This is a genomic window from Serratia sp. AR11 (assembly GCF_056376275.1).
Map to the genome: position 1 here is coordinate 2,824,011 of NZ_CM150739.1, position 25,137 is coordinate 2,849,147.

At 53.6% G+C, this 25,137-nt stretch carries 21 protein-coding genes; 9 read left to right on the top strand and 12 right to left on the bottom strand.

The window, feature by feature from the left end:
* Nucleotides 1-754 precede the first annotated feature (754 nt).
* From pcaH to ACSOSI_RS13370, 3 genes are all read left to right on the top strand, one after another.
* Nucleotides 755-1,483, top strand: a complete 729-nt coding sequence (pcaH, locus tag ACSOSI_RS13360) for a protocatechuate 3,4-dioxygenase subunit beta (RefSeq protein ID WP_476705598.1) — start codon at nt 755-757, stop codon at nt 1,481-1,483.
* Nucleotides 1,483-2,106: a protocatechuate 3,4-dioxygenase subunit alpha gene (gene pcaG, locus ACSOSI_RS13365; protein ID WP_476707272.1), complete on the top strand. Its 624-nt coding sequence runs from the start codon at nt 1,483-1,485 to the stop codon at nt 2,104-2,106. The genes pcaH and pcaG overlap by 1 nt, the downstream gene beginning before the upstream one ends.
* Nucleotides 2,107-2,202: 96 nt before the next feature.
* Complete coding sequence (locus tag ACSOSI_RS13370; RefSeq protein WP_041418570.1) at nt 2,203-3,138, top strand: LysR substrate-binding domain-containing protein; 936 nt, start codon at nt 2,203-2,205, stop codon at nt 3,136-3,138.
* Here the strand turns inward: ACSOSI_RS13370 and pcaC are convergent.
* The 4 genes from pcaC to ACSOSI_RS13390 all read right to left on the bottom strand — a co-directional run bounded on the left by pcaC (nt 3,135) and on the right by ACSOSI_RS13390 (nt 7,559).
* Nucleotides 3,135-3,524 carry a 4-carboxymuconolactone decarboxylase gene (pcaC, locus tag ACSOSI_RS13375; protein WP_476705599.1) on the bottom strand — a complete coding sequence of 130 codons (390 nt, stop codon included), beginning with the start codon at nt 3,522-3,524 and terminating at the stop codon, nt 3,135-3,137. The genes ACSOSI_RS13370 and pcaC overlap by 4 nt on opposite strands.
* Nucleotides 3,517-4,881: a 3-carboxy-cis,cis-muconate cycloisomerase gene (locus ACSOSI_RS13380; RefSeq protein ID WP_476705600.1), complete on the bottom strand. Its 1,365-nt coding sequence runs from the start codon at nt 4,879-4,881 to the stop codon at nt 3,517-3,519. The genes pcaC and ACSOSI_RS13380 overlap by 8 nt, the downstream gene beginning before the upstream one ends.
* 133 nt (nt 4,882-5,014) lie before the next feature.
* On the bottom strand, nt 5,015-6,193 hold the full coding sequence (locus ACSOSI_RS13385) for a 4-hydroxybenzoate 3-monooxygenase (protein WP_476705601.1): 1,179 nt from the start codon (nt 6,191-6,193) through the stop codon (nt 5,015-5,017).
* A gap of 10 nt (nt 6,194-6,203) precedes the next feature.
* Entirely contained in the window at nt 6,204-7,559 is a 1,356-nt protein-coding gene (locus ACSOSI_RS13390) for an MFS transporter (protein ID WP_017892905.1), read from the bottom strand.
* 481 nt (nt 7,560-8,040) lie between these two features.
* Between ACSOSI_RS13390 and ACSOSI_RS13395 the strand changes: the two genes are divergently transcribed.
* The 4 genes from ACSOSI_RS13395 (at nt 8,041) to ACSOSI_RS13410 (ending at nt 12,953) form a co-directional block, all read left to right on the top strand.
* On the top strand, nt 8,041-9,654 hold the full coding sequence (locus tag ACSOSI_RS13395) for a mechanosensitive ion channel family protein (protein ID WP_115184633.1): 1,614 nt from the start codon (nt 8,041-8,043) through the stop codon (nt 9,652-9,654).
* 112 nt (nt 9,655-9,766) lie between these two features.
* A complete protein-coding gene (locus ACSOSI_RS13400) occupies nt 9,767-10,705 on the top strand; it encodes a hypothetical protein (RefSeq protein WP_165366730.1) in 939 nt (312 codons plus the stop codon).
* The gene (locus tag ACSOSI_RS13405; protein WP_476705602.1) at nt 10,705-11,835 is read left to right on the top strand and encodes a BamA/TamA family outer membrane protein; all 1,131 of its coding nucleotides are present in this window, start codon (nt 10,705-10,707) and stop codon (nt 11,833-11,835) included. Before ACSOSI_RS13400 ends, ACSOSI_RS13405 begins: the two co-directional genes overlap by 1 nt.
* Entirely contained in the window at nt 11,835-12,953 is a 1,119-nt protein-coding gene (locus ACSOSI_RS13410; protein ID WP_476705603.1) for a DUF4056 domain-containing protein, read from the top strand. Before ACSOSI_RS13405 ends, ACSOSI_RS13410 begins: the two co-directional genes overlap by 1 nt.
* Nucleotides 12,954-12,955: 2 nt before the next feature.
* On the opposite strand, the gene ACSOSI_RS13415 is transcribed toward ACSOSI_RS13410, so the two are convergent.
* Nucleotides 12,956-14,317 (bottom strand): MFS transporter, encoded by a 1,362-nt coding sequence (locus tag ACSOSI_RS13415; protein WP_413469846.1) that lies wholly within the window; start codon nt 14,315-14,317, stop codon nt 12,956-12,958.
* Between the two features lie 426 nt (nt 14,318-14,743).
* On the opposite strand from ACSOSI_RS13415, the gene ACSOSI_RS13420 reads away from it, so the two are divergent.
* Nucleotides 14,744-15,388, top strand: a complete 645-nt coding sequence (locus ACSOSI_RS13420) for a TetR/AcrR family transcriptional regulator (protein WP_261098449.1) — start codon at nt 14,744-14,746, stop codon at nt 15,386-15,388.
* Nucleotides 15,389-15,411: 23 nt separating this feature from the next.
* Nucleotides 15,412-16,245, top strand: coding sequence for an IclR family transcriptional regulator domain-containing protein (locus ACSOSI_RS13425; RefSeq protein ID WP_012145242.1), 834 nt, complete (start codon nt 15,412-15,414; stop codon nt 16,243-16,245).
* Here the strand turns inward: ACSOSI_RS13425 and ACSOSI_RS13430 are convergent.
* From ACSOSI_RS13430 to ACSOSI_RS13460, 7 genes are all read right to left on the bottom strand, one after another.
* The gene (locus tag ACSOSI_RS13430; protein ID WP_012145243.1) at nt 16,242-17,579 is read right to left on the bottom strand and encodes a D-serine ammonia-lyase; all 1,338 of its coding nucleotides are present in this window, start codon (nt 17,577-17,579) and stop codon (nt 16,242-16,244) included. The genes ACSOSI_RS13425 and ACSOSI_RS13430 overlap by 4 nt on opposite strands.
* Nucleotides 17,580-17,788: 209 nt before the next feature.
* Entirely contained in the window at nt 17,789-18,259 is a 471-nt protein-coding gene (locus tag ACSOSI_RS13435) for a VOC family protein (protein ID WP_135344286.1), read from the bottom strand.
* Nucleotides 18,260-18,271: 12 nt separating this feature from the next.
* Nucleotides 18,272-18,625, bottom strand: a complete 354-nt coding sequence (locus ACSOSI_RS13440) for a DUF1428 domain-containing protein (RefSeq protein ID WP_476705604.1) — start codon at nt 18,623-18,625, stop codon at nt 18,272-18,274.
* A 113-nt stretch (nt 18,626-18,738) separates the two neighbouring features.
* Entirely contained in the window at nt 18,739-20,181 is a 1,443-nt protein-coding gene (locus ACSOSI_RS13445; RefSeq protein WP_476705605.1) for a GGDEF domain-containing protein, read from the bottom strand.
* A 348-nt stretch (nt 20,182-20,529) separates the two neighbouring features.
* Nucleotides 20,530-21,408: an ATP-grasp fold amidoligase family protein gene (locus tag ACSOSI_RS13450; protein ID WP_012145247.1), complete on the bottom strand. Its 879-nt coding sequence runs from the start codon at nt 21,406-21,408 to the stop codon at nt 20,530-20,532.
* Between the two features lie 78 nt (nt 21,409-21,486).
* A complete protein-coding gene (locus tag ACSOSI_RS13455) occupies nt 21,487-22,764 on the bottom strand; it encodes a lysine N(6)-hydroxylase/L-ornithine N(5)-oxygenase family protein (protein ID WP_476705606.1) in 1,278 nt (425 codons plus the stop codon).
* A 687-nt stretch (nt 22,765-23,451) separates the two neighbouring features.
* Entirely contained in the window at nt 23,452-25,122 is a 1,671-nt protein-coding gene (locus ACSOSI_RS13460) for an alpha-glucosidase (RefSeq protein ID WP_476705607.1), read from the bottom strand.
* Between the last annotated feature and the right edge of the window lie 15 nt (nt 25,123-25,137).

The window sequence follows — 25,137 nt, forward strand, 5'->3', positions numbered from 1 at the left end:
CATTGAATTATTCCACGAGGATGGGTCATCCACTGACCTCTGCAAAGCTTCTTTATACTTGCCACCGGTTAACCCTGGTATTTTTCGAAAATGCGCATCCCCCCAATTAGGGTCATTCAATATTTTATTTGAATCACTCTGTGAAGGAACTGAATCGAGTGCAGGATCGATTTTATTTTTTTCCATTACCTAAATATTCTCCTGCCAAGCCGCCAAAGAGTAACCCTCCGGCTTCAGTGAGCAAAAAATTGTTGATAATGATTATCGTTCTCTTTGTGGTGATATTGCCATGCGTAAGTAAAATGTCAACAAGTGAAACAAAATATTTCATCAATTACTATGCCGGTTTAGGAAGAGATACTGCAGGTTTATAATCGGTTGATTTTTATCAGCAATGTAGACCTGTAGTGATTCATTTCCTACGCATATGAAAAATTTTCACACCTGAGCGATACTTATGACTGTTCCGATTTGAGGAGGTAGTGAACACATAAATATTCATATATCAATGAATTATAATGATATTTTCTCTTGCATCATTGGCCCGCAAATCTGTAATGGCTTTGTTACGTGATCGCAATTCTTTCCTCACGAACATAACCTCAGGTTATGCAAAACACCGCTAAATTTCACTTTCTTGTAACACCCTGGCTTGCGAGACTCGGGATAGGGAAAGCTGTTCTCCCCTTCGTGCTGACATTAAACCAAAACAGATCAGCCCTCTGCACCCTGCCTACGCCATGAGGATTTCCGCATGAGCCAGATAGATGAACTCTACCAACGTAACTACGATCGCCATCCGCCGGTGCTGGCACCGGAATATAAAACCAGCGTGCTGCGCTCACCTAAAAATGCGCTGATATCCCTGCAAAACTCACTGTCCGAGATCACCGGGCCGTTATTTGGCCAACACGAACTCGGCGCACTGGATAACGACCTGATCCTCAACTACGCCAAACAAGGCTTGCCGATCGGCGAGCGGATTATCGTGCACGGCTACGTTCGTGATGAAAACGGCTTGCCGATGCGCAATGCGCTGGTCGAGGTATGGCAAGCCAATGCCGGTGGGCGTTACCGCCACAAGAAGGATCAGTATCTGGCACCGATAGATCCCAATTTTGGCGGCTGCGGCCGGGTATTGACCGATGAAAACGGCTATTACTTTTTCCGCACCATCAAACCCGGCCCTTATCCCTGGCGCAACCGGGTCAATGACTGGCGCCCTGCGCATATTCACTTCTCGCTTTCCGGCAGCGCTTTCGCCCAACGGCTGATCACTCAAATGTACTTTGAGGGCGACCCGTTGATTGCCAGTTGCCCCATCGTGCGCGCCATCAAAAATGACGATGCGGTGCGCTCACTGATTGCCGGACTGGACAAAACCGCCGCGGTACAGTTGGACAGCCTGGCCTATCGTTTCGATCTGGTGTTACGCGGCCACCGCGCCACCTTGTTTGAAAACCGTCTGCAGGGGAAAGCATGATGCCGCAAAACTACCTACAGGAAACCCCGTCACAAACCGCAGGGCCTTATGTGCACATTGGCCTCGCTCCTCTGGCCGCGGGTTTTGAGATTTTTGAGAATAACTTCGGCCAGGTACTGGCCCAGCCGGAAACTCAGGGCCAGCGCATTACCCTGGAAGGCCGGGTGTTTGACGGCAGCGGCAGCCTTATCCGCGATGTGTTGTTGGAAATCTGGCAGGCCAATAGTCACGGCCGTTATAGCCACCCCGGCGACCAGCAACAAAACAAACCGCTGGATGCCGCGTTTCGGGGCTGGGGGCGCAGCTGCAGCGACTTTGAAACCGGTCTCTACCGTTTTGAAACCATCAAGCCGGGTGCCGTCTGTGGCCGGGACGGCCGGATGATGGCACCGCACATTAACCTGTGGATCGTCGCGCGCGGTATCAATATTGGCCTGCACACCCGGCTGTATTTTGCCGATGAGGATGCCGCTAATCAGCAGGATCCGGTACTGAACCTGATCGAGCTCGAGGTACGGCGAAAAACGCTGATTGCCCAGCCAGAACGCCGGGGTGAAGAGTTGGTCTATCGTTTTGATATCGTGATCCAGGGCGAAGGCGAAACGGTGTTCTTCGACCTGTAAACGCCGCCAGTCTGCGGCCGCAAAAAATCGTACGTCAGTGCAAAAATGCGGCCGCCGTCACTTGTTAGCGATGGGAAAAACTCCCTACACTGGGGGATGAAAAAAGCAAATTTATTCATCCAACGCATGCGTTTACGCCACATCAACGGCTTTGTTGCCGTGGCGCAGGAACGCTCGCTGAGCCGCGCAGCCGATAAGCTGAACCTGAGCCAACCCGCACTTTCAAAGACGCTGAGCGAACTGGAAGCGCTAACTGGCAACCGCCTGTTGGTGCGTAACCGCCAGGGAACCCTGCTGACCGAACAGGGGGAGCAGTTCCTCGGCTATGCCACGCGGGTGCTGGAGGCGCTGACCGCCGCCGGGCACGCGCTTGACCGGCTCGACGATGCACCTGCACGGGTATTACGTATCGGTGCGCTACCGACCACCGCACTGGGCATGCTGCCGCAGTCCATCGGCCAGTATCAGCAGGCCCACCCACATTCACGCATTCAGGTGATTACCGGCAAAAATGCCGAGTTGCTGGCACAGCTCAAAGCGGGTGAGATTGACGTGGCGATTGGCCGCATGGCCGATCCGGAAATGATGAGCGGGCTGGCTTTCGAGCTGTTGCTGTTGGAGTCACTGCTGATGGTGACGCGTCCGGGGCACCCACTGTTAAGTGAGACCATCACTCTGGAGCGCGCGCTGCATTATCCTGCCATTATCTCGCCGAAGGGCACGGTGCCGCGCCACAACACCGAGAGTCTGCTTTCAACCCAGGGCTTCAGTCTGCCCGGCCAATACATAGAAACGCTGTCCGCTTCGCTGGCCCGTCAGATGACGCTGCAATTTGACTATCTGTGGTTTGTGCCTTCCAGCGCGGTGAAAGCCGATATTGCCGCCGGTCAGTTGATCCCGCTGCCGCTGCCGACTCAGGGAATGGAAGAAGCGGTAGGCATTCTGACCCGTAACGACGGTGAATTAAGCGAGGCCGTACTGGCATTTATCTCCACCGTGCGTGGTATCGCTGGCGCAGTGCGTTCTGCTTAATCGGCTTCCCGGTCCTGTTCGGCAAACACTTCTGCCGCCAGATGAAACGCCGAGTTGGCCGCCGGCAGGCCACAGTACAGCGCACTTTGCATCAGTACTTCTTTAATCTCCTCGCGAGTCACTCCATTGTTCACCGCCGCTTTCAGGTGCATGCGCAGTTCGGCTTCGCGGTTAAGGGCGATCAGCATCGCTATGGTGATCAGGCTGCGGGTATGACGAGCCAGCCCCGGTCGGGTCCAGATCTCCCCCCAGGCATAGCGACTGATAAAATCCTGGAACTCTTCATTTAACGGGGTGAGCTGGCTGAGGGTACGTTCCACATGTGCATCCCCCAGTACCGCTCTGCGCACCTCAATGCCCTGCTGATAACGTTGTTGATCATTCATGTTGATTTGCTCCTGAAGTTGCGGCCGCGGCCTGTTCCAGCACCCGCTGAGTAAAGACTTTTGCACTGCCGAGGTACTGCTGGGGATCCAACAGCTCGGCCAGCCGCTGGGCAGATAAATGCGCCATAACCAGTGGGTCGTCCAGTAACACCTCTAGCAGCGTGAGCTGCTGTGCCAGCGCCAAATGACACTGTTTTTCGATATGCTGATGCGCTTGCTGGCGGCCAATCGCTTCACCCAATGCCATGGTGACCGCCTCGGCCATGATCAGGCCGTGGGTTAACTTCAGGTTATGTTCCATCTGTTGCGGAAACACCTGCAGCCCGTCCAGCAGATCACCCGCCGTGTGCAACGCCCCCGCCGTTAACATCACCAACTCCGGCAGGCTTTCCCATTCGGCGTGCCAACCGCCCAGGCCGCGTTCATGCTCCTGCACCATGGCGGCATATAACCCGCCAACCAGCGCAGGTACCCGATTGGCCGCGGCGAGGATCACCGCGCAGGCCACCGGATTCCGCTTGTGCGGCATGGTCGAAGAGCCACCGCGCCCAGCCGCCACCGGTTCAGCAACTTCCGCTACTTCGGTCTGTGTCAGTAACGAAATATCACGCGCCAGTTTGCCCAGCGAGCCACATAACCCGGCATACCAACCGGCGATCTCCAGCAGGCGATCGCGTTGACTGTGCCAGGGAGTATTTGCGGCGGTCAGTTGTAGCCCGCTGGCTAACTCCGTCACCAGGAGACTTCCCTGCTCACCCAAAGAAGCCAGGGTGCCGGCGGCGCCCCCCAATTGCAGTGCCAACACGCGGGGCCGCATTTCATCCAGCCGCTGTCGATAGCGCAACAAGGCATCCAGCGTGCCCGCCAGCTTTAACCCCAAGGTGGTGGGTAAAGCGTGTTGCATCCAGGTGCGGCCGACCAGCACGCAATCCTGATGGCGAGTCATTTGTGACACCAACGCCGCAATCAGCCGGTTCAAATCGCTGTGCGTCAGTTCGATGACTTGCCGCAATTGCAGTATCAACCCGGTATCAATGGCGTCCTGGCTGGTTGCCCCCCAATGAACGAAACGTGCAGCCTCGGCATTTTGCTGTGCCACCTGGCGGGTTAATTGCTTAACCAACGGGATCGCCAGATTGCCTGCCTGCGCGGCCGCCTGTGCCAGATCGGCCGCATCAAATAAATGGCTGTGGCAAGCCTCGCTAATGTGCTGCGCAGCTTCGGCAGGAATAATGCCCAACCCGGCCTGTGCATTGGCCAGCGCTGCTTCGAAATCCAGCATTCCCTGCAACGTAGCGGTATCGCTAAAGCAAGGGGTCACCGCCGAAGACCGCAGCAGCGGCGTCAGTAACTCCATAGTTCCTCCAGGCAAAAAGACGAGTATCCGATGATGGCGCGGCGCGGTCAGCAGCGTCAAGACCGCTAAACGCGACGCTGGGCGATTATCGGTACATTGAGCGAATTTATTGGTTTTTGTGATATTTCTCGGGTCACATCATCTGAAACGGTGAGCCGACGTAGTTTTCCGCCAGCACCGTCATGGCGCTGCGCGACTTCACGGTGTATTGCAGCTCCGATAATTGTAAGCGTTGCTGGAACGCACTGTCGTCACTGCGGGTGTGCAACATGTTGGTCATCCACCAGGAGAAATGTTCCGCACGCCAAACGCGTTGCAAAGCATCGTCGCTGTAGCTGTCCAGCCGCCGCCAGCTTTTGTGGCGATAGAACGTCTCCAGTGCCTGCGATAGCAGACAAACGTCCGCCATCGCCAGGTTCAGCCCCTTGGCCCCGGTCGGCGGTACAATATGGGCTGAGTCGCCCGCCAACAGCAGGCGTTTACATCGCATCGGCTCGGTTACAAAACTACGCATGCCGACCACGTTTTTCTGGAATATACGGCCCTTTTTCAGCGACCAGCCATCGTGATTCTCCAGCCGGCTCTCCAGTTCGTTCCAGATGCGATCGTCCGACCATTGCTCAACGTTTTCCGTCGGGTCGCACTGGAAATACATCCGCTGAACGCCAGGCGAACGGGTGCTGATCAGCGCGAATCCTCGTGAATGTCGGGCATAGATTAGCTCATCGCTGGACGGAGGGGCCTCCACCAGAATACCGAACCAGCCGAAGGGATAAATCCGGGTATAGTCCTGTCGCAGTCCGCCGGGCATCGCGGCCCGGCTAATGCCGTGAAAACCGTCACAGCCAATGACAAAATCACAGTCAATTCGCCGTTGCTCGCCCCGATGCCGGTAATGCACCTGTGGCCGCTCGCTGTCCAGCGCCTTGAGTTCCACCTGTTCCACTTCAAAATGGAGCTGTCCGTTTGCCGCCTGCCGCACGGCAATCAAATCTTTCAACACTTCATGCTGGGCGTAGACGGTGATTGCCCGATCGGTCAGTTCGGTCAGATCGATCCGGTGCTGTTGACCGCCAAATGCCTGCCGGATGCCATGGTGCTGCGCCCCTTCTGCGCGCATACGCTCACCCAGCCCGGTTTGATTGAGTAAATCGACCGTTCCCTGCTCCAGCACTCCGGCGCGAATGGTGGATTCCACCGCCTGCTGGCCGCGAGTTTCCAATACCACTGACTCAATGCCCTGCAAATGCAGCAGATGTGACAACATCAATCCGGCCGGACCGGCACCAATAATTGCTATTTGTGTACGCATGGTTATCTCCTTATAAAGCCTTATTGAGCGAGCCGGCCAATGCCGTTGCCCTGGTAGCAAAATGTTTGACTATCAGCGCCAGTGCTGCCACCAGCGCCGGGATCGCCAGCAGGGTGAAAATGGTGCTGAATGACAGCTGCATTTGCATCAGCACCCCGCCGCTCATCGCGCCAAGAATGCCCCCGAAACGCCCCAGCCCCAGCATCCAGGCGACACCGGTCGCCCGTCCCTGCGTCGGGTAAAAACCGGCGGCCAGCGCCGGCATTGAGGACTGTGCGCCGTTCATGCAGGTACCGGCGATAAACACCGTCACCGCCATCAATATGGGATCGGTATAAACGTAGCCAATGGCGCAGACAAACAGCGCGGTCAACAGATAGCCCACCGCCACCACCTTGTGCGGATTCATGCGATCCATCAGCCAACCGATGATCAGCACGCCAATGCCACCGCCCAAAGGAAACAGCGCGGTAATCAACGAGGCCTGACGAATGGATGCGCCGGTTTCACGGATCAGCAGCGGCAACCAACTGGTCAGCAGATAGAAGATCATCAGGCCCATAAAGTAGGTCAGGCACAGCATCAGGGTGCCCAACAGATAGCGTGGAGAGAAAATCACCCCCAGTGCCGATTTGGCTTTCACCTGGCCCTCTTCAACCAGGCTAAAGCGCGGCAGTTCGGTTAAATTAAGTGGTGCAATGCGCTTAAGCACCGCGGCAATACGCTGTGCCGGATAGCCACGCACCACCATAAAACGGGCGGACTCCGGCAGCGCGACAATCAGCACCACCGCCAACAGCAGCGGCATCACGCCGCCCAGCACCATCACGCTCTGCCAACCGAAGTGCGGGATCAGCCAGGCGGAAACGAAACCGCCCATCGATGACCCGAGCGGAAAGCCGCAGAACATCAGGTTGACCAGCAGCGCACGCTTGCGTTCCGGCGCATATTCCGACATCAGGGTGGCCGCGTTCGGCATTGCCGCACCCAGCCCCAGCCCGGTTAAGAAGCGCAGCAATGTCAGCATTGGCAAGGTGGTGGCGAACGCCGTCAACAGGCTGAAACCGCCGAACAGCACCAGCGACAGCACCAACACCTTCTTGCGACCGATGCGATCCGCCAACGGCCCGGCGGTGAGCGCCCCCACGGCTAGCCCCACCAGCGCCGCACTCATCACCGGCCCCAGCGAGGTTTTCTCTATTCCCCAGTCCTGTACCAACGAGGTGGCGATAAAACCGATGATCGCAGTGTCGAAGCCGTCCAGCGCCACGGTAAGAAAACACAAAATGAGGATCAGCCACTGGTAGCGGGAGAACGGGTTGTTATTAATAAATGATTGAATTTCTATGGTATTTGACTGGGACATAGTGCGCTTCCTGGGTTGGCCAGGCTAAATAGCCCCGGCGGTAACGGCCAGGCCTATCCCTGGCAAAGTCGCATTTGTGCGATTATCGAAACTTGGTTCGTTAATCGCCTTCCCATAAAAGCATCGCCAACAATAAGTTTCAATATTGTTAAATTAATTAGCGTGCGATAACCGAACGAGAAAAGGACTGTTTTACAGGAAGAGTATTATTATCAATTGGATGCCATGTTTTTACGGGAAAGGATGGCGTATGGGTTCTGTGAGCCAATTAACATTGATGAAACCATTCCTGATCCTGTTCCATGGCCATTTACTCAGCCGTTGTCTGGCTTTGGGATTCAGTCTGCTTCGACCGGCAGTTTTAATTGCACGTCGCAAAAACCGAGCTTGATTGAGCGACTTGAAAGCACAAGCGTCTGGGCTAAGCTGAAACTGAAGAGCACAAAATAATAAAAATAAATTACTGACTGGGCAGGTAACCATGAGCAAGAAAGTGAATGGCGTTGTTTGCTGTCTGTTATTTCTGATTTCTTCCCTGTGTTTTGGCGCTGAACCGCGCCAACTCGCCACCGAACAAGAAAAAGCCCGCACGCTTTATATCTTTCATCAACCGATAGTCATGCTGCAGGCAAAGTTTGGTTTTACCACCCCGGAACAACGCGTTCTGCGCATCCGCAACACCCTGCGCTCCCTCACCGAAGAAGACATCCGCCAGCCGGTACAGGTTCATGTCATAAAGCGCTATAACCAGCAGGGACGGCTGTTTAGCATTAACGGCAAGCCATTTATGTTATTAACGCAGGGAGATCTTGATGAAGGAGATGATCTGACGCTTGATCAGGCTTCCCAACGAGTACTCGCAAGATTCAATGCCCAACGCTCGGCGTTGCTGGAACAATATTCCTCTGCTTATCTGGCCATTGCGGTGGTGAAAAGCGCAGCCGGAACCCTGGTACTGGGGTTGGTACTTTACGCAGCATTCAAATCCTGGCAACGAGTTAAAAAGTTTTATGCCACCCGAATTGCGCTCAAACGAGGATGGATCCCGCAAAGCTGGCGTATGGTGCTCGGGGCTTTTGAATCTCGCCTGTATGCGCTGCTGATGGTTTTGCTGAGCATCGGCGCTTTTTATATCTGGTTGAGCTGGGTATTTCGGTTATTTCCGTGGACGCGCATTTGGGGCGACTCACTGGGTAACTGGTCTATCAGCGTGATACAGCAAGTCACTCTATCCATTGTGTCTGCTTTCCCTGGCTTGGCGATTGTCGCCATTATCTTTTTGCTGACCGGTTTTATTCTCAAACTGCTCAAAGTGCTGTTAAAACGCGTCGAGAGCGGAAAGCTGGTGGTGCCAGGTCTGCATCCCGAAACGGTAGGCGCCACACGCAAACTGATTTCGGTAATGGTTTGGCTGTTTGCGTTGTCGGCCGCCTATCCTTTTTTACCGGGTGCCGACTCTCTGGCATTTAAAGGCGTCAGCGTTTTCTTTGGGCTGATGCTAACCCTCGGCTCGGCCGGGTTGATGAACCATGCCATGAGCGGATTGGTACTGACTTATTCGCGTGCGCTGCGCAAAGGCGACTTTATCAGGATCGGTGACAATGAAGGCCTGGTCAGCGAAGTCGGGATGCTGGCCACTAAAATCCTCACCCGCGAAAGTTACGTTGTAACAGTACCCAATGCCGTTGTTGTCAGCGGGAAAATAACCAATCTCAGCGCACTCAAGCCCGGTGATGGGGTGAATCTGACCACCAGCGTGACTATTGGCTACGACACTCCATGGCGTCAGGTCCACGCGATGTTGGAACTTGCTGCCAATCGCACCAGGGGTATCGACAACCGGGTTCCTCCTCTTGTTCGTCAGCTCAGTTTAATGGACTGGTACATCGCCTATGAATTACAGGTCAAGCTGGGTGCCGGCGAAGCATTGGCAAGCGTTAAAAGCGAATTACATAGCCACATTCAGGATGTGTTCAATGAATTTAACGTCCAGATTATGTCGCCTAACTTCGTACTTCAGCCCGAAAATGCGGTGATGGTCAGTCAGGATCACTGGTACACCGCGCCGGCCGTGCAACCGGATAAACCCTCATGACAAACTTGAGTGCCCTGCTGGTTCCTTGCCTGACGTGGAGAATCAAATAATGACAATACCGTGGCATTGCCAAAATAGCGGCAATCATCTCCCGCTCCAGTACGCAAAACGAATGATTCTCCCCCTGTTGCTATGGTCGGGTGCCGCCTTTGGTGCGGCAACCCATGCCCCGGCTCAAAGCGACAGCACCTTTCCTATCTGGGGGGATGAGGCCCGCGCACGCGGCTATAGCATTCCGCTGCCGTTTGGCGTCAATCTCAGTTACATGAATATACGTCAGAATATTGATGTCGATAGCATTACGTTTTCCGGTCTGAAACTCGGCGATCACCCAATCCCCAGCGATCTGTTCAATATTGATGTCGGGAAGACACGCCAGCGCAGCAAAAGCGAGAACCTTCGGCTGGATATGTGGGTCTTCCCCTTTTTAAACATTTATGGATTGGTCGGGCACACCAGAGGGTCATCTTTATCCCAGGTTTCTGTCGATGCCGATCCGTCGAAATACACCGGTATCGACCGTATCATCGCCTCTGCGGTCCATCGCCTTAATCAAAATGGCGATCTGCAGGACATTGATTTTGCTCTCGACTTTAAAGGTACCACCTGGGGCACCGGGTTTACCCTGGCAGGGGGCTATGAGAAATGGTTTGCACTGGTTGACACCAATTATACCCGCACGGAGTTTGACATTCTGGATGGCAAAATATCAGCCATTACGGTTTCACCACGCGTGGGCTATCGCTTTGATATGCCAGCCATCTCTGGCCCTTCTCACCTGAGCTTGTGGATTGGCAGCATGTATCAGGATGTGGACCAGGAGTTTAAAGGCAATATTTCAGATCTGCACATGCCGGCAGAACTTCAGCCATTGATTGACGCCGTGAATAAGGACAACGCCGGGCGCTTTGATGTCAAACAGCATCTCTCCTCGCCGTGGAATACGCTGATTGGGGCGCAGTACGAACTCACACAGAACTTCAACGTCCTGGCCGAGGTCGGTTTCAATGAGCGAAACAGTTTTTTCCTGGCGGGTGAATATCGATTCTAATGAAGATACCCGTGCGGTTCCTGAGTGGACTACTGAGCCTGTTGGTTGCCCCTATTCATGCGGAGATGCTTACGCGTGAATCCATTGATGCGTTTCTCGGCACCATGGGGGCCGACGACCAATACAACCAGGCTAAAGGCGTGAACTGGACGGTGTTACCCGGCCCTTTTTATACCCCTGAGTTAAAACTGGGCTTGGGGGCGGCAGCGGCCGGGCTTTATCGGGTCGATCCACACGATCAGGTCACGCAAAACTCATCTATCTCATTTACCGGTTTTGTCAGCACCAGTGGCGCCCTGGGGTTGGGTCTGAACAATTACACGTTCTTTAGCGATGATCAGTGGCGTCTCTTTGTGGTAGGTTCGGTTGCCAAGATCCCGACGGAATTCTGGGGCGTGGGCTACGATGCGGCGCAGGGCTCGAGCCAGAAATATACTCAGGATTCGTTTAGCGTTCATCCGCAGGTTTTTTATCGGCTGGTCGATAATCTTTATGCCGGTGTTGGCTGGGATTTTTCCACGCTGAATGCCAAAGTTGATGATCCGCAGCCTGGCGATACCTTCTCTCGCTATACGGACTCCACCACGCCGCTGAGTTCCGGTGCTACTTTCGCCCTCAATTACGACACCCGCGACGCCATCACGCAGCCGAAAAAAGGGCAGTATGCCAGTGCCAGCTACAGCCTGTTTGATCCATCGCTGGGTTCGGATACCCATTTCACCGCTCTGCAGTTGCAATACAATTACTATTTTCCGCTTAACGACAATGACGTGCTGGCATTCGATGCCTGGGGACGTTTTTCCCGCGGAGATGTGCCATGGGATCGCCTTTCACAGGCCGGTGATGACCGCCGATTACGCGGTTATTATCAGGGGCGTTACCGTGACAAAGATGTCGTGAGCAGCCAAATCGAATACCGCAAAAAATTAAACTGGCGGCACGGCTACGTACTCTGGCTAGGCGCCGGCTCGCTGGGTGGCAGCCTGGATAAAATGGGACAACACCCTATTCTGCCGACCCTGGGTGCGGGTTATCGTTTTGAAATAAAACCTAATATGAATCTGCGACTCGATCTCGGCGTGGGACGTGAGAGCGCAGGATTTTATTTTCAGGTCGCGGAGGCCTTTTAATGCGTGTTTTTTTTCTCGCCCTGTCGTTGGTTGTCGCCAGTTTGGCACAGGCGCAACCGGGCAAGACCGACATTTTACCCTTTGAGCAGGCAAGACGCATTTGGCCCGTCGCGCAAAACCTTTCGCCACCGGAATCACTTCGCCCCTGCTGTGCATTTGGCTATAACCTGCAGGTGCGCGCGGCCGGCATCCCGATTCCCGTTTATCAAATTGGCAACCTGCTCTCACTCAGTACGCTAGGCCACCATCACTACAATGACAGTGCGCTGGGCGCGGTGAAAAATATCGTTGGTCTGAGCGACGAAGCCAACGGGCTTATCTATACGCGACGCGGCGGGTTTATTGATATCGCCCATGTTCGCGATACCGCCGATAACACCTTTTATCTCTTTACCCGCCTGTATCCGAAACTGGGCCGCGAATGGCGCCTGTTTTACAGTGAGGAATTAGGGCTCAGACGCGCTCAGTTTTACGCGTTTACCCCTCCGGCATCGATGACCGACAGATATAATCTGGCGGCCTGGCTGGCCGGGCATGTGGCGTTTCAACTGGCACAGTGGCATGAAATCGCCCAGTGGTACGACTTCCAGTCTGTCGCCGGATTTTCTGAGGAAATTTCTGCTTTTTCACCGGAAGACCTTTACGCAAATTTGCTGGGAGCGAGGCTGGCGGTAAACGTGATTTTGCAGGGACATGCCGGCTCTGTGGAAAACTACAATCTGGCGATGGATAAGGCGCTTTCACAAGCTTTAATCGGCCTTGAGGCAGTCAATGAGGCTGAAACAGAACGCCAATTCCGTGAGGTCGATGGCGATTGGTGGAACAGCAAACGCCGGGTGCCCGATAAATTTTTAGTCCTGAAACGGAATTACTCGCTTGGCGAAAACCGAATTCCTACCGAAGTGCCTTTCGAAAAGGCACCGCCGTATCGCTTGACCATGCCGGTGAAAATAGCCGGGTTCACCTTAAGCCATCTGGGCGAACTGCAAATTCATAAAGGCAGAGATATGCGCCGCCTGCCGGTGCCCAAAACATTCTATCGTCCGGCACAGTTTTCCTCACTGGCAGAGCAGGCGCGGCAGGCCGATCAAATCCAATTGCAACGGCTCAGCCAGTGAGATCAAAGGCCTTTGGCGGTTTCCCGGCTGACCAACTGCGCCTGACGGTTATACCCTCTGGCACCTTTGATAAAGATGGCACAGGCGGTGATCAACGCCGGAATGGCGATAATGGCAAAAATGCGGTCGAACCCCCAGCCTGACGCCAGCATTTCCGCACCGGCAAAGGCGCTCAGGATGGCACCAATACGCCCAACGCCGTGCATCCAGCTCGACCCGGTGGCGCGCGCCTCGGTTGGGTAATAATGCGCCGATAGCGCGTTCATGCCGGTATTGGCACCGTTCAGGCAAAAACCACAGGCCAGTGCCAACACACCGAGCATCAGGCTGCTGTGTGACGCCAGGCCAATCGACAATGTCAGCCCCGCCCCCAGCAGGTAAATCATGCCCAGCGCCCGATGTGGATCCACCCTATCCATCAGCCAGCCGGCAAACAGCGAGCCTAAGGTACCGCCGGCCTGATACAGCGCGGTAATCACCGCCGCCTGCGCCACGCTCATGCCGATGCCTTTTACCAGCGTCGGTAACCAACTGCCCAGCAGATAAACCAGAAACAGCGCCATGAAATAACCCAGCCACAGCATCAGGCTGCCAAGGCGGTACTGCCGCGAGATCACAATCTGCATGGCTCCCTTGCCAGGCGCCACCAGTGGCGGCAGCGTATAACGGGTTTCGGCATTGGTACTGCCCGGCGCCAGCTTTTCCACAATTTTGCCAATGCGTTGATTACTGGCTCGCCGGGTAACCAAAAACCTCACCGACTCAGGCAGCCTGGCTATCAACAGCGGAACGCTCAGCAGCGGCAATATGCCACCGAGCAACAGCAGCGCATGCCACCCCATTTGTGGAATGACCCATGACGCCGCGAACCCGCCCAGCGCGGCACCGAAGGTAAAGCCGCAAAACACCACGGTGATAATGAAGGAACGTTTCTTTTCCGGCGCATATTCGGAGATTAAAGTGCCGACGTTCGGCATTGCCGCCCCCAGCCCCAACCCGGTCATAAAACGAAAAAATATCATTTGATCGATATTGTGCGAAAACGCAGTGACCAGCGTCCAGAGGCCAAAAAAGAACACGCTGTTGATAATGATCACTTTACGCCCCAGCCAGTCGGCCAGCGGGCCGGCCAGCAGCGCACCGATCGTCAGGCCAACCAGCGCGGCGCTAATCACCATGCCAAGTTGCTGATTGCTGACGCCCCACTGGCTTTTCAGCTCAGGAGCAATAAACCCCATCAGGGTAATATCGAAGCCATCCAGCGCAATAACGATAAAACCCAGCAGAATAATCAGTTTTTGATAACCGGATATCGGACGATCGTTGATCAGCGTTCGAACATCAATTTCGTTTGAAGCCACAATTTTTCCTTGGTACAGACGCCAATAAATGCAAATGTTCGATAATCGAACCGAGATTAAAGATTCTGGCGTCTACTGTAAGAACTCCCGTGCGGCTCGGCAACGGAGATTATTGATAACCTGGCGCTCATTGAACCCAATGGTACGTTCGATCACCATCAAAAAAACCACGACAGCTTTCACCGACAAGACAATACGCTGGAATTGAGCCATAAATGCCCTTTGCTGACCGGAAATACACCCTGGGCACGCGGAAAATAATGTTGTCAAATTGTGAGAGGGATCTTCCCAACCCTGCAGTTATCGTCGCCAGGGTTTACGTGTGAGCAATATGACGTCGTTCACAAAAGCGCAGCGGCAGCGGATTGTATTACCGGGTCACCCCAGTTACTCTTAACCGGTGTTCCTCCAAGATAAGTGACTGATGTTTTGAACAATGATGATCTCCCCGCGACTAAACGCAAAAATGACCCTGTCGGGCTGAAACAGCGTATTTTCGCTGCGGCGCTGGCCGAGTTCGCCGAGGCCGGTCTGAAAGGTGCCCGCATGGAAAACATTGCCGAGCACGCGGCCACCACCAAACGCATGGTGGTTTATCATTTCAAGACCAAGGAATCACTGTACCTGGAGGTGCTGGAACACGTGTATCAGCATATTCGCGCACATGAAACCGGGCTGGATCTGCAAGCATTAGCCCCGGTTGCAGCCATGACTCGTTTGGTCGAAGAAAGCTTTAATTACCATGCTGAACACCCCGATTTTATCCGGGTTATCTGTATGGAAAACATGATGCGCGGCCAGTATATACGCCAGTCCTCACGCATTAAGGCGTTAAATCAAAGTGCATTGACCCTGCTGGAAGATATCTTGCTGCGCGGCAAGCAAGAAAAACTGTTCACGCCGGACGCCAGCGCAGCCGACGTGCATCGCTTGATCAGCAGCCTTTGTTTCCACTACGTTGCCAACCAGTACACCTTTAATGCCCTGTTTGAAAGCCATCAACCGCCGGAAGATCAGGTTCGTCATATCCGTCAGTTGGCCGTGGTGGCCACCCTGCGCTATCTGGCGCTGTAAGCACTGCTCCCTGGGAGATTGTGATGACCAAAATCACCGACGGCGAAGAAATCACCGCGCCTGATAGTTTAGTGTCCGCCGCCAGCGGCGATCCCTTTAAGGGCGACCCCAATTTTATGGCCTCGCTGGCCCGCGGCCTTGAGGTGATCCAGGCTTTTACTCCGCAGCGTCGTCTGATGTCGATTTCACAAATCAGCCAGAAAACCGGCATTCCACGCGCTGCGGTGCGTCGTTGCCTGTATACCCTGAACAAGCTGGGGTTTGTTTACGCGCAGGACGGCAAAAATTTTGAGCTGCGCCCACGGATCCTGACGCTGGCCCATGCCTATCTCGGTGCCACGCCGCTGGCGAAAGCCACCCAGCCGGTGCTGAAACACATCAGCCAGTTGTTGAATGAGTCCTGTTCTATCGCCACGCTGGACGGCGACAATATTTTGTATATCGCCCGTGCCTCTGCCGAACGCATCATGACCATAGATCTGAACATCGGTAGCCGCCTGCCGGCCTTCGCCACCTCGATGGGCCGGGTGCTGTTGAGCCATTTGCCGATTGATAAGCGTGAGGATTACCTGCAACGCATCACCCTGACGCGCTACACGCAATACACCCTGAGTTCGATTGATAAACTGCGGGAAGAACTGGATAAGGTTCGCGCTCAGGGTTACGCGATTAACGATCAGGAGTTGGAAATCGGTCTGCGATCCATCGCGGTACCGATTACCTCGGTCAACGGCGGCGTCACTGCCGCGTTAAACGTTGGGGTGCAGGCCGGCCATGTCCCGCTGAGCGAACTGACCGAACGTATCCTGCCGATCCTGCTCGAAGGCTCACAGGAACTTTCGCTGCTAAACCACTAAATCGACTGGCGCGCGTTGGCCAGGTACTTGGCCATTTCCGCCTCAGGCACCATGCCGCCACCGGTCGCCCACACCAGGTGGGTGGCATTTTTCATTTGTTGCTCATTCAAGCCCTGAGCCGCCAACCACTCAGTGTCAGCCGTCACGCGCCACGGCCCCGGCATCCCCGCCAATGCTGAAGGTTCGAGCTGAATATGCTCATGACTGTCCAATAACCCCAGCAGTGCAAACATCTCGCGGTCGCTGAGGGTGTAGAAGCCGGAGAGCAGGCGCTCCATAGCCCGGCCGACAAAGCCGGATGCGCGCCCTACCGCCAGCCCGTCCGCCGCGGTCTGGTTATCAATGCCCAGATCCTGTACCGCGATACCATCGTGCAGGCCGGTATGCACACCAAGCAACATGCAAGGTGAATGCGTCGGTTCAGCAAAGATGCAGTGTACATGGTCGCCAAAGGCCAGTTTCAGCCCAAAGGCCACCCCGCCAGGCCCGCCGCCAACGCCGCAAGGCAAATAAACAAACAACGGGTGCTGAGCATCAACCTGGACGCCACTTTCGGCAAACTGACGTCTCAGGCGGCCACCGGCCACGGCATAGCCCAGAAACAGCGTCTGTGAATTCTCGTCATCGATAAAGAAACAGCGCGGATCGCTCGCCGCCTGCAAACGGCCCTGTTCAACGGCAACGCCATAATCCTGTTCGTACTCCACCACGTTGACGCCATTGTCACGCAGCTTCTGTTTTTTCCATTCGCGAGCGTCCGCCGACATATGCACGCTCACGCTAAACCCCAGCCGGGCGCTGATAATACCGATCGACATCCCCAGATTGCCGGTCGAGCCGACGGCAATGCGGTAACCGCCAAAGAATTCGCGAAATTCCGCCGAGAACAGCTTGGCGTAGTCGTCCGTCAGCTGCAGCAGCCCCGCTGCCAGCGCCAGTTTTTCCGCATGCGCCAGCACCTCGTAGATACCGCCGCGCGCCTTGATCGAACCGGAAATTGGCAGATGGCTGTCCTTTTTCAACAGCAACCGCCCGGCTAGCGACAAGCCATAACGTTGGTCGAGCGCAGTTTGCATTGCAGGAAGCGCCACCACTTCAGATTCAATCACGCCATTTGCGGCTCGGGTTTCCGGGAAGGCGGCACTCAGATAAGGGGCGAAACGCGCCAGACGTTGTTCTGCGTCGGCCACGTCTGCGGCATCCAGCCCAACGAACGGCAACCCGGCCTGCAAAGTGGTCGCTCGTGGGTTGAACCAGGTTACCGGGTTTAGTTCGATCAGTTCCTGCACCAGCGGGAATTGCTTAACCAGCTGCTGAATCTGTGTCTTTTCCATGGTTGTTCTCTGCGCTGCATAAGGTTAGCTCTAGGGTGCAGCGATTTCCCCAGGCTGACAAATGATAAAATTTGAGCCTTGCGTGAGCAGAATTGATGCAAAAAGATGATGCTCGTCAATTTATCAGCGGTACTGACGGTTTGAGTGATGCTGAATCACCTTAAATACCCCGTAACTCTGGATGCTACGGGGCATCAACCCGCGTAATCTTATCCGCGCGCCGCCGCCTCCAATCCGGCGATATCCAGTTTGACCATCTGCAGCATCGCTTCGGTGACCCTGCGTACCTTCGCACTGTCGGAGTCACTCATCAGTTCGGCCAACCGCTTGGGAACTATCTGCCAGCTCAGCCCCCAGCGATCGCGCAGCCAACCGCACTGCTCAACCTTGCCACCGTCACTCAGCGCTTGCCAAAGTCGATCGACTTCTGCCTGATCGGCACATTCGACCATAATGGAAAAACTGTGATTGAAAGCATCCAACGGGCCGGCCTCAATCGCTGCATAGCGCTGATCGCCAAGGATAAAAGACGCCAGTTTTACGCTGCCGGCCGGGCCGCTGGGAGTATCGGCCGGCAAGGTGGATTGCCAGGTCAGGGAAGAGCCGGGGATCAAAGCGATATAGCAACGCAGCGCCGCTTCCATATCCTTCTCAAACCACAGGTGTTGGGTAATTTTCACGATACCCCTCCGCTACTGGTCCAGGATAGGTTCGAAGCCGCCGAAGATCATACGTTTACCGTCAAACGGCATTTGATCGCCGAGCGCTTTCATGCGCGGATCGGCCATCATCTTCTGGTTGGCATCATCGCGAACTTGTTTTGACGGATATTCGATCCAACTGAACACCACTACCTCGTCGGTCTCGGCCTTAACCGCACCGCGAAAGTCGGTGAGTTTTCCGTCGGGAACATCATTGCCCCAGCATTCGACGACCCGCGTAGCCCCAAATTCTTTAAACAGCGGTGCAGCCGCGGCGGCCAGTTTTTGATACGCCTCCTTATTGGCGGCCGGCACCGCCACTACAAAACCATCAACATATTTCATCGGAGTGTCCTCTTGTCGATTAGACAGTCGGGATGGCGCCGGCGGAACTGCCTGCGCCCTCTTCCATTTTAGACCCCATTAGCGGGGTCAACCATGACGAGGGCGGCCGGGCTTTAGATCTCGGTGGAATGGTGCGGCAGGAGTTCTGGCGTGGCGACCCGGTTGCGGCCGCTATTTTTGGCTTTATAGACCGCCAGATCGGCGATTTTCAGCAGGTTGTCCAGATTTTGTCCTGAACCGCCGATGCAGGTGACCATACCGATGCTGACGGTGATCTGTAAAGCAGCACCTGCGGGCATGTTGATGGATTCAATTTCAACTCGGTGACGCAGACGTTCGGCCAGCGATAGCGCATCCCGCTGTTGCGCAATGGGGGCGACGATCGCAAATTCTTCACCCCCCATGCGGCCAAACAAATCGTTATCGCGCAGATCGCCAGTAATGGCGCGGGTAAAGGACAGCAGCGCCGCATCGCCTCCGGCGTGCCCAAAGCGGTCATTGATCGATTTAAAGTAGTCGATATCCAGCATCATGATGCAGATCCGCTCGCCCTTTTGACTGACCAGCCGCGTTCCGCGCTGCATAAAAGCGCTGCGGGTCAATACATGGGTCAGAGCATCATGATTCGCCACGTGCTCAAGCCTTTGCAGCAGCGCATTGCGAGCAAAATTCATACTGGCCACGGCAATAGGTCCCAGCGCCAGTAACGCCACGCCAAGTCGCATAGACACCGTGTTTTGCAGCATTTTCATATCAAGGTTAGTGGTAATCAGGCCCAGATCTATCGCCAGGTGGCACCACAACACATAAACCAATACCGCGATCATTGTGCTGAACAGCGAGAATGACATCGCCAACCATAGCAGGATCGGCATCGGGAAAATCACCGCTCCGGGGCCACCAATCAGGATGCTACCGAAGCAGGCCAACAGCAGCAGAAGTAACACCGCGATTTTTCTGACGGTATTGGGCCACTGGCTGCGTAGGGTCACGGCCTGGAAAATGCTGCGCAGATAACCTTTCCAGTCCCGCGGAAAAGCCAGAATAAACGGCATCAGCGTGATGTAGTTGGTAAATTCCGAAGACAGCCACAACGCCAATGAAGGCAGATACTGGCGGCCAAACAGCAGCACCGAAGCCCCGGCACCAAGTAACGCCGTAGCTGTCGCGCTCGCCAGACAGATAGCGAACAGATAAATGCTCGATGAGGTGCGTTCCAGGGTTCTGACCTGCGGCGATAAACGCATAAACAGGTAAAACCCGACCGCCACGCCGGCAATATTGGCACCATTGAGCAGTATGGCTTTGCCAAATGGGCTGCCGGTGATCAGATCCGCAGCCAAATAGCCTGACATAGCCATCAACCAGCCAACAGGACTGCCCATGGCCGGGCAGCGTACCAGCACGGCCAAAAGCACCGCATTGGTTGGCCAAAATAGCGCTAACAGACCGATGGGACGGCTTTCAATACCCAAAATGCAGGTGCAGAACACCAGCAAAAAGACGATTAGCGCGAGGCGTAATTTAGTGGCGCCGGGTAACTCAGTGGTGTGCATCTTGCTTCCAGAAGCTTGCGAAGAATACGGATAAAATTCGACCTGCATGATGGCGGCCATAAGCCTGCTCACCCTGTCTGGCAATGCCTGCCTTGTGAACAGCCATACTGACATTATTGCCAGTTTTCGCGGGTCTGGCATCCGTTTATTGAAAATTTAAAAATAGTATTATGTTTCAAACCATAGCGGCAGACGTCCAGCGCATTCACACCGGTTTGAACGGGTAAGGAGACGCCCGCAGGCGAAAACTTCTTGCAGATAAAAAGCGCCCTGCGGCGTTAACAGGGCGTCGGGATGTTAACTGGCATACCTTACTGCGCCGGCAGCAGTCAGTGTTGAGGTTAGCGGTTATTTCAACCGGAGCATTTTCCCGAGCAAAATATCGGTTGATTCGAGCATGTCCGTATCAATACCTGCGGAGGGCGTAAAGGTCAATTCGCCAAAAACGGGTTTGCCGTTGGCAATATAAAAATCGACACGGACAAACTCAAAGGGCGCAGATAATTTTCTGGCGTACTCGAAGAGCTCGTCATATCCCGCGGGTTTAACAAAGGCATCTATCTCCTGCTGACTAAGCGCCAGGCAATCCTGACTGTAGCAAAGAAACTTGAAGTCTTTGTCAAAAAAGTAATATTTCGGCATGCCGGTTTCTCTGCCAACACAAAGTAATGTGCAGTAAGGAACACCATGGAAACAGTATATTTTATAATCATCAGGGCCATGACCACTGGATGACTCTATAAATTTCTCACCTATTATCTTTTTATTGATTTGCTTATAGTTCAGCTCTGCATAGACCTTCCAGTAGTCCTCTTTCATCCAGTTATCAATGGTTTTAGCGGCCCTGGTAACGTCCAGGGACTTTTTATCCTGACAAATCAGGTTGTAACCTGAACCATGATTGCCCTTAATCACAAACTTATCAGGCAAGGAAGCCCAAGGGATCTCATCGACTGAATCGCAAACGAAGTAAAGCTCATTGAGAATTTCTTCACACCCTTTCGCCTTCAAATACTCCCTGACTGCGTATTTATCCGCACATTGCGTAACCAGTGCATTGTTGCTGTAATCGTTAAGTTTTAGATAGTTTATCTTTTCGTTCCAGGTCACAGGCGGGTTAAGATTTAACCTCTTCCCGAATGCTTTTTTATATATTAATTTGGTTTTAAAAGTCGGTGTGAATGTAGCCAATTGGTTCATGATAAATTTATTAATATTCTTTTTCATACAACCTGTCTCATAACTTGAACAAAGTATTAAAACGGCTCCTGGAAGGAACCAAAGGAGATTTGTTGCTATTGGCTGTTATTGCTCACTACGCCATTGAATCATCGCCGGCGCGGTACTCAGATCAAATTTATTCTCGCCCAGCACCCGATTGAGGATACGGGCCGATCGCCAGGCCACCAGACTGAGCTGAGGATCGGCAATCCCGTGGTGGTGCATGCTGGCATTGACGGCAAACAGAGCATTCTCATGCTCCCCCTCACGCTCCAGAGTAAAATCAGAGGCAATACGATATTGCCCATCGGCATCGGTTAACATCCGGTCCGCCAGGGAGGCAAGAAAAGCCGGTCTAGCCTGTTCATAACCGGTAGCAAAGATAACCACATCGGCATCCAGGGTCTCGCGCCCCTGGTCAAGATGATGCTGCGTCTCCAACCGATAAAAATTATCCTGGGCATTAAGGGCAGTCACGGAGCGGCTGGGTAGCAGGCGTACCCAGCGTTTTTCTTGCAGAACATCGAAACGGTGATACATGGCGCGATAAATAGCTAAAAGAGACTCGCTGGTGATGCCATCGGAGGTCATTTTTTGTTCGCGCAGCATCTGCTGTTTGGCGGTGTTGCTGAGCGTGTAGAAGTCATCGACATAATCGGGCGTAAAATACTCGTTAGCAAAGGCCGCTTCATCAAGAGCGTTGTAGTTGTTACGTCGGGAGATCCAACTCAGTTGCTCTGGCTGGCCCCACTCGCCCTGAAAAATATTAAGGAACAGATCGGCTCCGCTTTGACCCCCGCCCACAATGGCCACGCGTTTCCCGCTAAGGTTTGGCTGGCGAAACATCATTTCGCTGGCGTGAAAACATTGAGCATTTTGTTCGGTCACGCAGTCCGGCAGTTTGACTTTCTTGCCAATGCCCACGCAGACATGTTTAGCGTAAAACACCTGATTCTGAGTGGTGACAACATACTGCCGCTGTTGGCTATCAAACTCCACGTGCTGAACGTCCTGGTTGAAAACCAGCGAATCCAGCCCCGTGGCAGCCCAGTTGAGATAATCGGCAAACTCTTCACGTGACACCGTGCGTTGTTCTGTTGTCAGGAAACGGTAGAACTTTTTCCTTTTCACCAGATAGTTGAGGAAGCTAAAAGGGTTGGTTGGCGAGACGGCGGTCACCAAATCCTTCAAAAAACTGGTCTGCATACTGCATTCCGCCAGGATCATGCCTGGATGCCAGGAAAACTGCGATTTGCGCTCGAGGAATTTGCAATTAAAACCTTCGATTTCGCTGCCAAGGGCAGCAATACTGAGGTTGGACGGACCGATGCCAATACCGATAAAGTCCAAACACGGGTTCATTAGAGTGCTCCTGAGTGAATAATTAGACTGGCCGAGAAATTTATCCGGTTGTAAAAAGAACAATTAAATAATAATCACAACATGATATTATTATTGCCATCCTGACAATTGAAGACAAATTAACCCTGCGCCATTAGTGTTATCGCGGAGTCATGAAAAAGGTGTGCTTTTGGAAAGAATTTCGAGGAAATGAAATTCAATGGGACAACAGAGGAATTCATAACATATCCCTATGTTAGTTTGCATATTCCACATGGCATCATCCTTAATTAGACACAGCCTGTTCAGAGTAGCGCTAAAGTTGCACGTTGACATGTGAAAAAAAATAACATTAGGGCTAACACATGAGTTGTTAATGTGAAATTAAAAGTGAAATCGTAAAAAATCATAAAATTTCACCTTGGTTTAGGCCGTGTTTCGGCTGGGAAACAGCCAGTGAAATGCTCCCCCAAAAGAAAAATGGATTAAATATCAACAGATTGATTGGTTTTATGGCTACAAGGGGAGGAATCAAACAAAAGTCTGTAAGGTTTCTGGTGATTTAAGTCATCCCATACGCCTTAAAGTGGGTCAAACGGTATTTTGCCATTTTTCTGGGAAGTCATTGACTGGGAAAGTTAGCGATTTAAAATAACTTTCCCATAGAAATTAATTTAGGGCCTAACTCAATCTATTGCCGTATTTCCCCTATTGATAGATTCGTGCCTCATAAGGACGAAGTATTTGTCGTTCACCCTGGTGGGAATAATTACTCAACAACAATGATCTTTTTCCCAATGGCAAGAGTTGAGAGTCAATTTGTTGTGTTTCACCACTCAGGTTGCACAATACCCACCCTTGCCGTTGATCCAGACTACGGCTGTAGGCGTAAATATGGGGATGCGCCGCCAGTTGTAATTGGTAGCGGCCATAGACCCACATCGGATCCTGCTTGCGTAGCCGGATCAAGGCCCGGTAAAAACTCAGCACCGAATCCGGCTCGTTACGCTGATGCGCCACGTTAATCTGTTCAAAGTTGGCATTCAACGAGAACCACGGCGTAACGGTACTGAAGCCAGCATGAGGCCCGTCATCCCACTGCATTGGGGTTCGTGAATTATCGCGCCCACTACGACCGAGAAACGCCAGGATCTGAGCTTCATCCATGCCCTGCTCCTGCAGTTTGGCAAAGCGGTTTCTGGCGGCAATATCGTTAAAATCCGCCAGACTCGTGAAGCGGGTATTGGTCATCCCCAGTTCCTGGCCCTGATAAATAAACGGTGTTCCCTGCATCAGGAAATACATGGCGGCGATGGCGGTAGCACTTTCACGCCAATACTGCCTGTCGTCACCCCATTTAGAAACCACGCGCGGAATATCATGATTTTCGACGTACAACGCGTTCCAGCCTTTCCCTTCCAGCAATGTCTGCCAGCGGGTAAAGATCTCTTTCAGACCCATCACATCGAGCCCAGCGTCCGGTGACTGCTGATGGCTGCTTTCCCACAGTTTGACGTGTTCAAACTGGAAGATCATATTCAGGCGGCCGTGCTGTTCCCCCACCCAGTCCTCGCCCTGCTGTGCCGAGGCCCCGTTCATTTCGCCCACCGTCATGATGTCGTAGCGGTTAAATACCTGCTCGCACAGGTCATCGACATAATCCAGCAGGCCTTCGTAGTTAAGATGCCGTTCGAACGACGGCACGTAACGCAGTCCCTGTGGGTTGGGCATGTCGGTCAGGCCCGGCTGTTTTTTCATATGGCAGATAGCGTCGATGCGGAAGCCGTCAATGCCCTTGTCCAGCCACCAGCGCATCATGTCATACAGCGCCGCACGCACCTGCGGATTCTCCCAGTTCAGATCCGGTTGACGTTCAGAGAACAGGTGCAGAAAGTATTGTTCGCTGCCGGGGTCATATTTCCAGGCGGAACCGTTGAAGATGCTTTCCCAGTTGTTGGGCTCCGCGCCGTTTTTGCCATCGCGCCAGATATACCAGTCGCGTTTGGCACTCGATTGAGATGACCGGGATTCAATAAACCACGGATGCTCATCCGAAGTGTGGTTGACCACCAAATCCAGTATCAAACGCATGCCGCGGGCATGCACTTCGGCCAACAAACGGTCAAAGTCCGCCATGGTGCCGAACTCCGTCATAATGGCCTGATAATCACTGATATCGTAACCATTGTCGTCGTTCGGCGAGCGATACATCGGGCAGATCCAAATCACGTCAATGCCCAGCCACTGCAAATAGTCCAGCTTGTCGGTGATGCCATTCAGATCGCCAATACCATCGCCGTTAGAATCCATAAAGCTGCGCGGATAGATCTGATAAACCACCGCCTGTTTCCACCAACGCACGGTTTTCCCACTGCTCATGTCCCGACTTCCTTT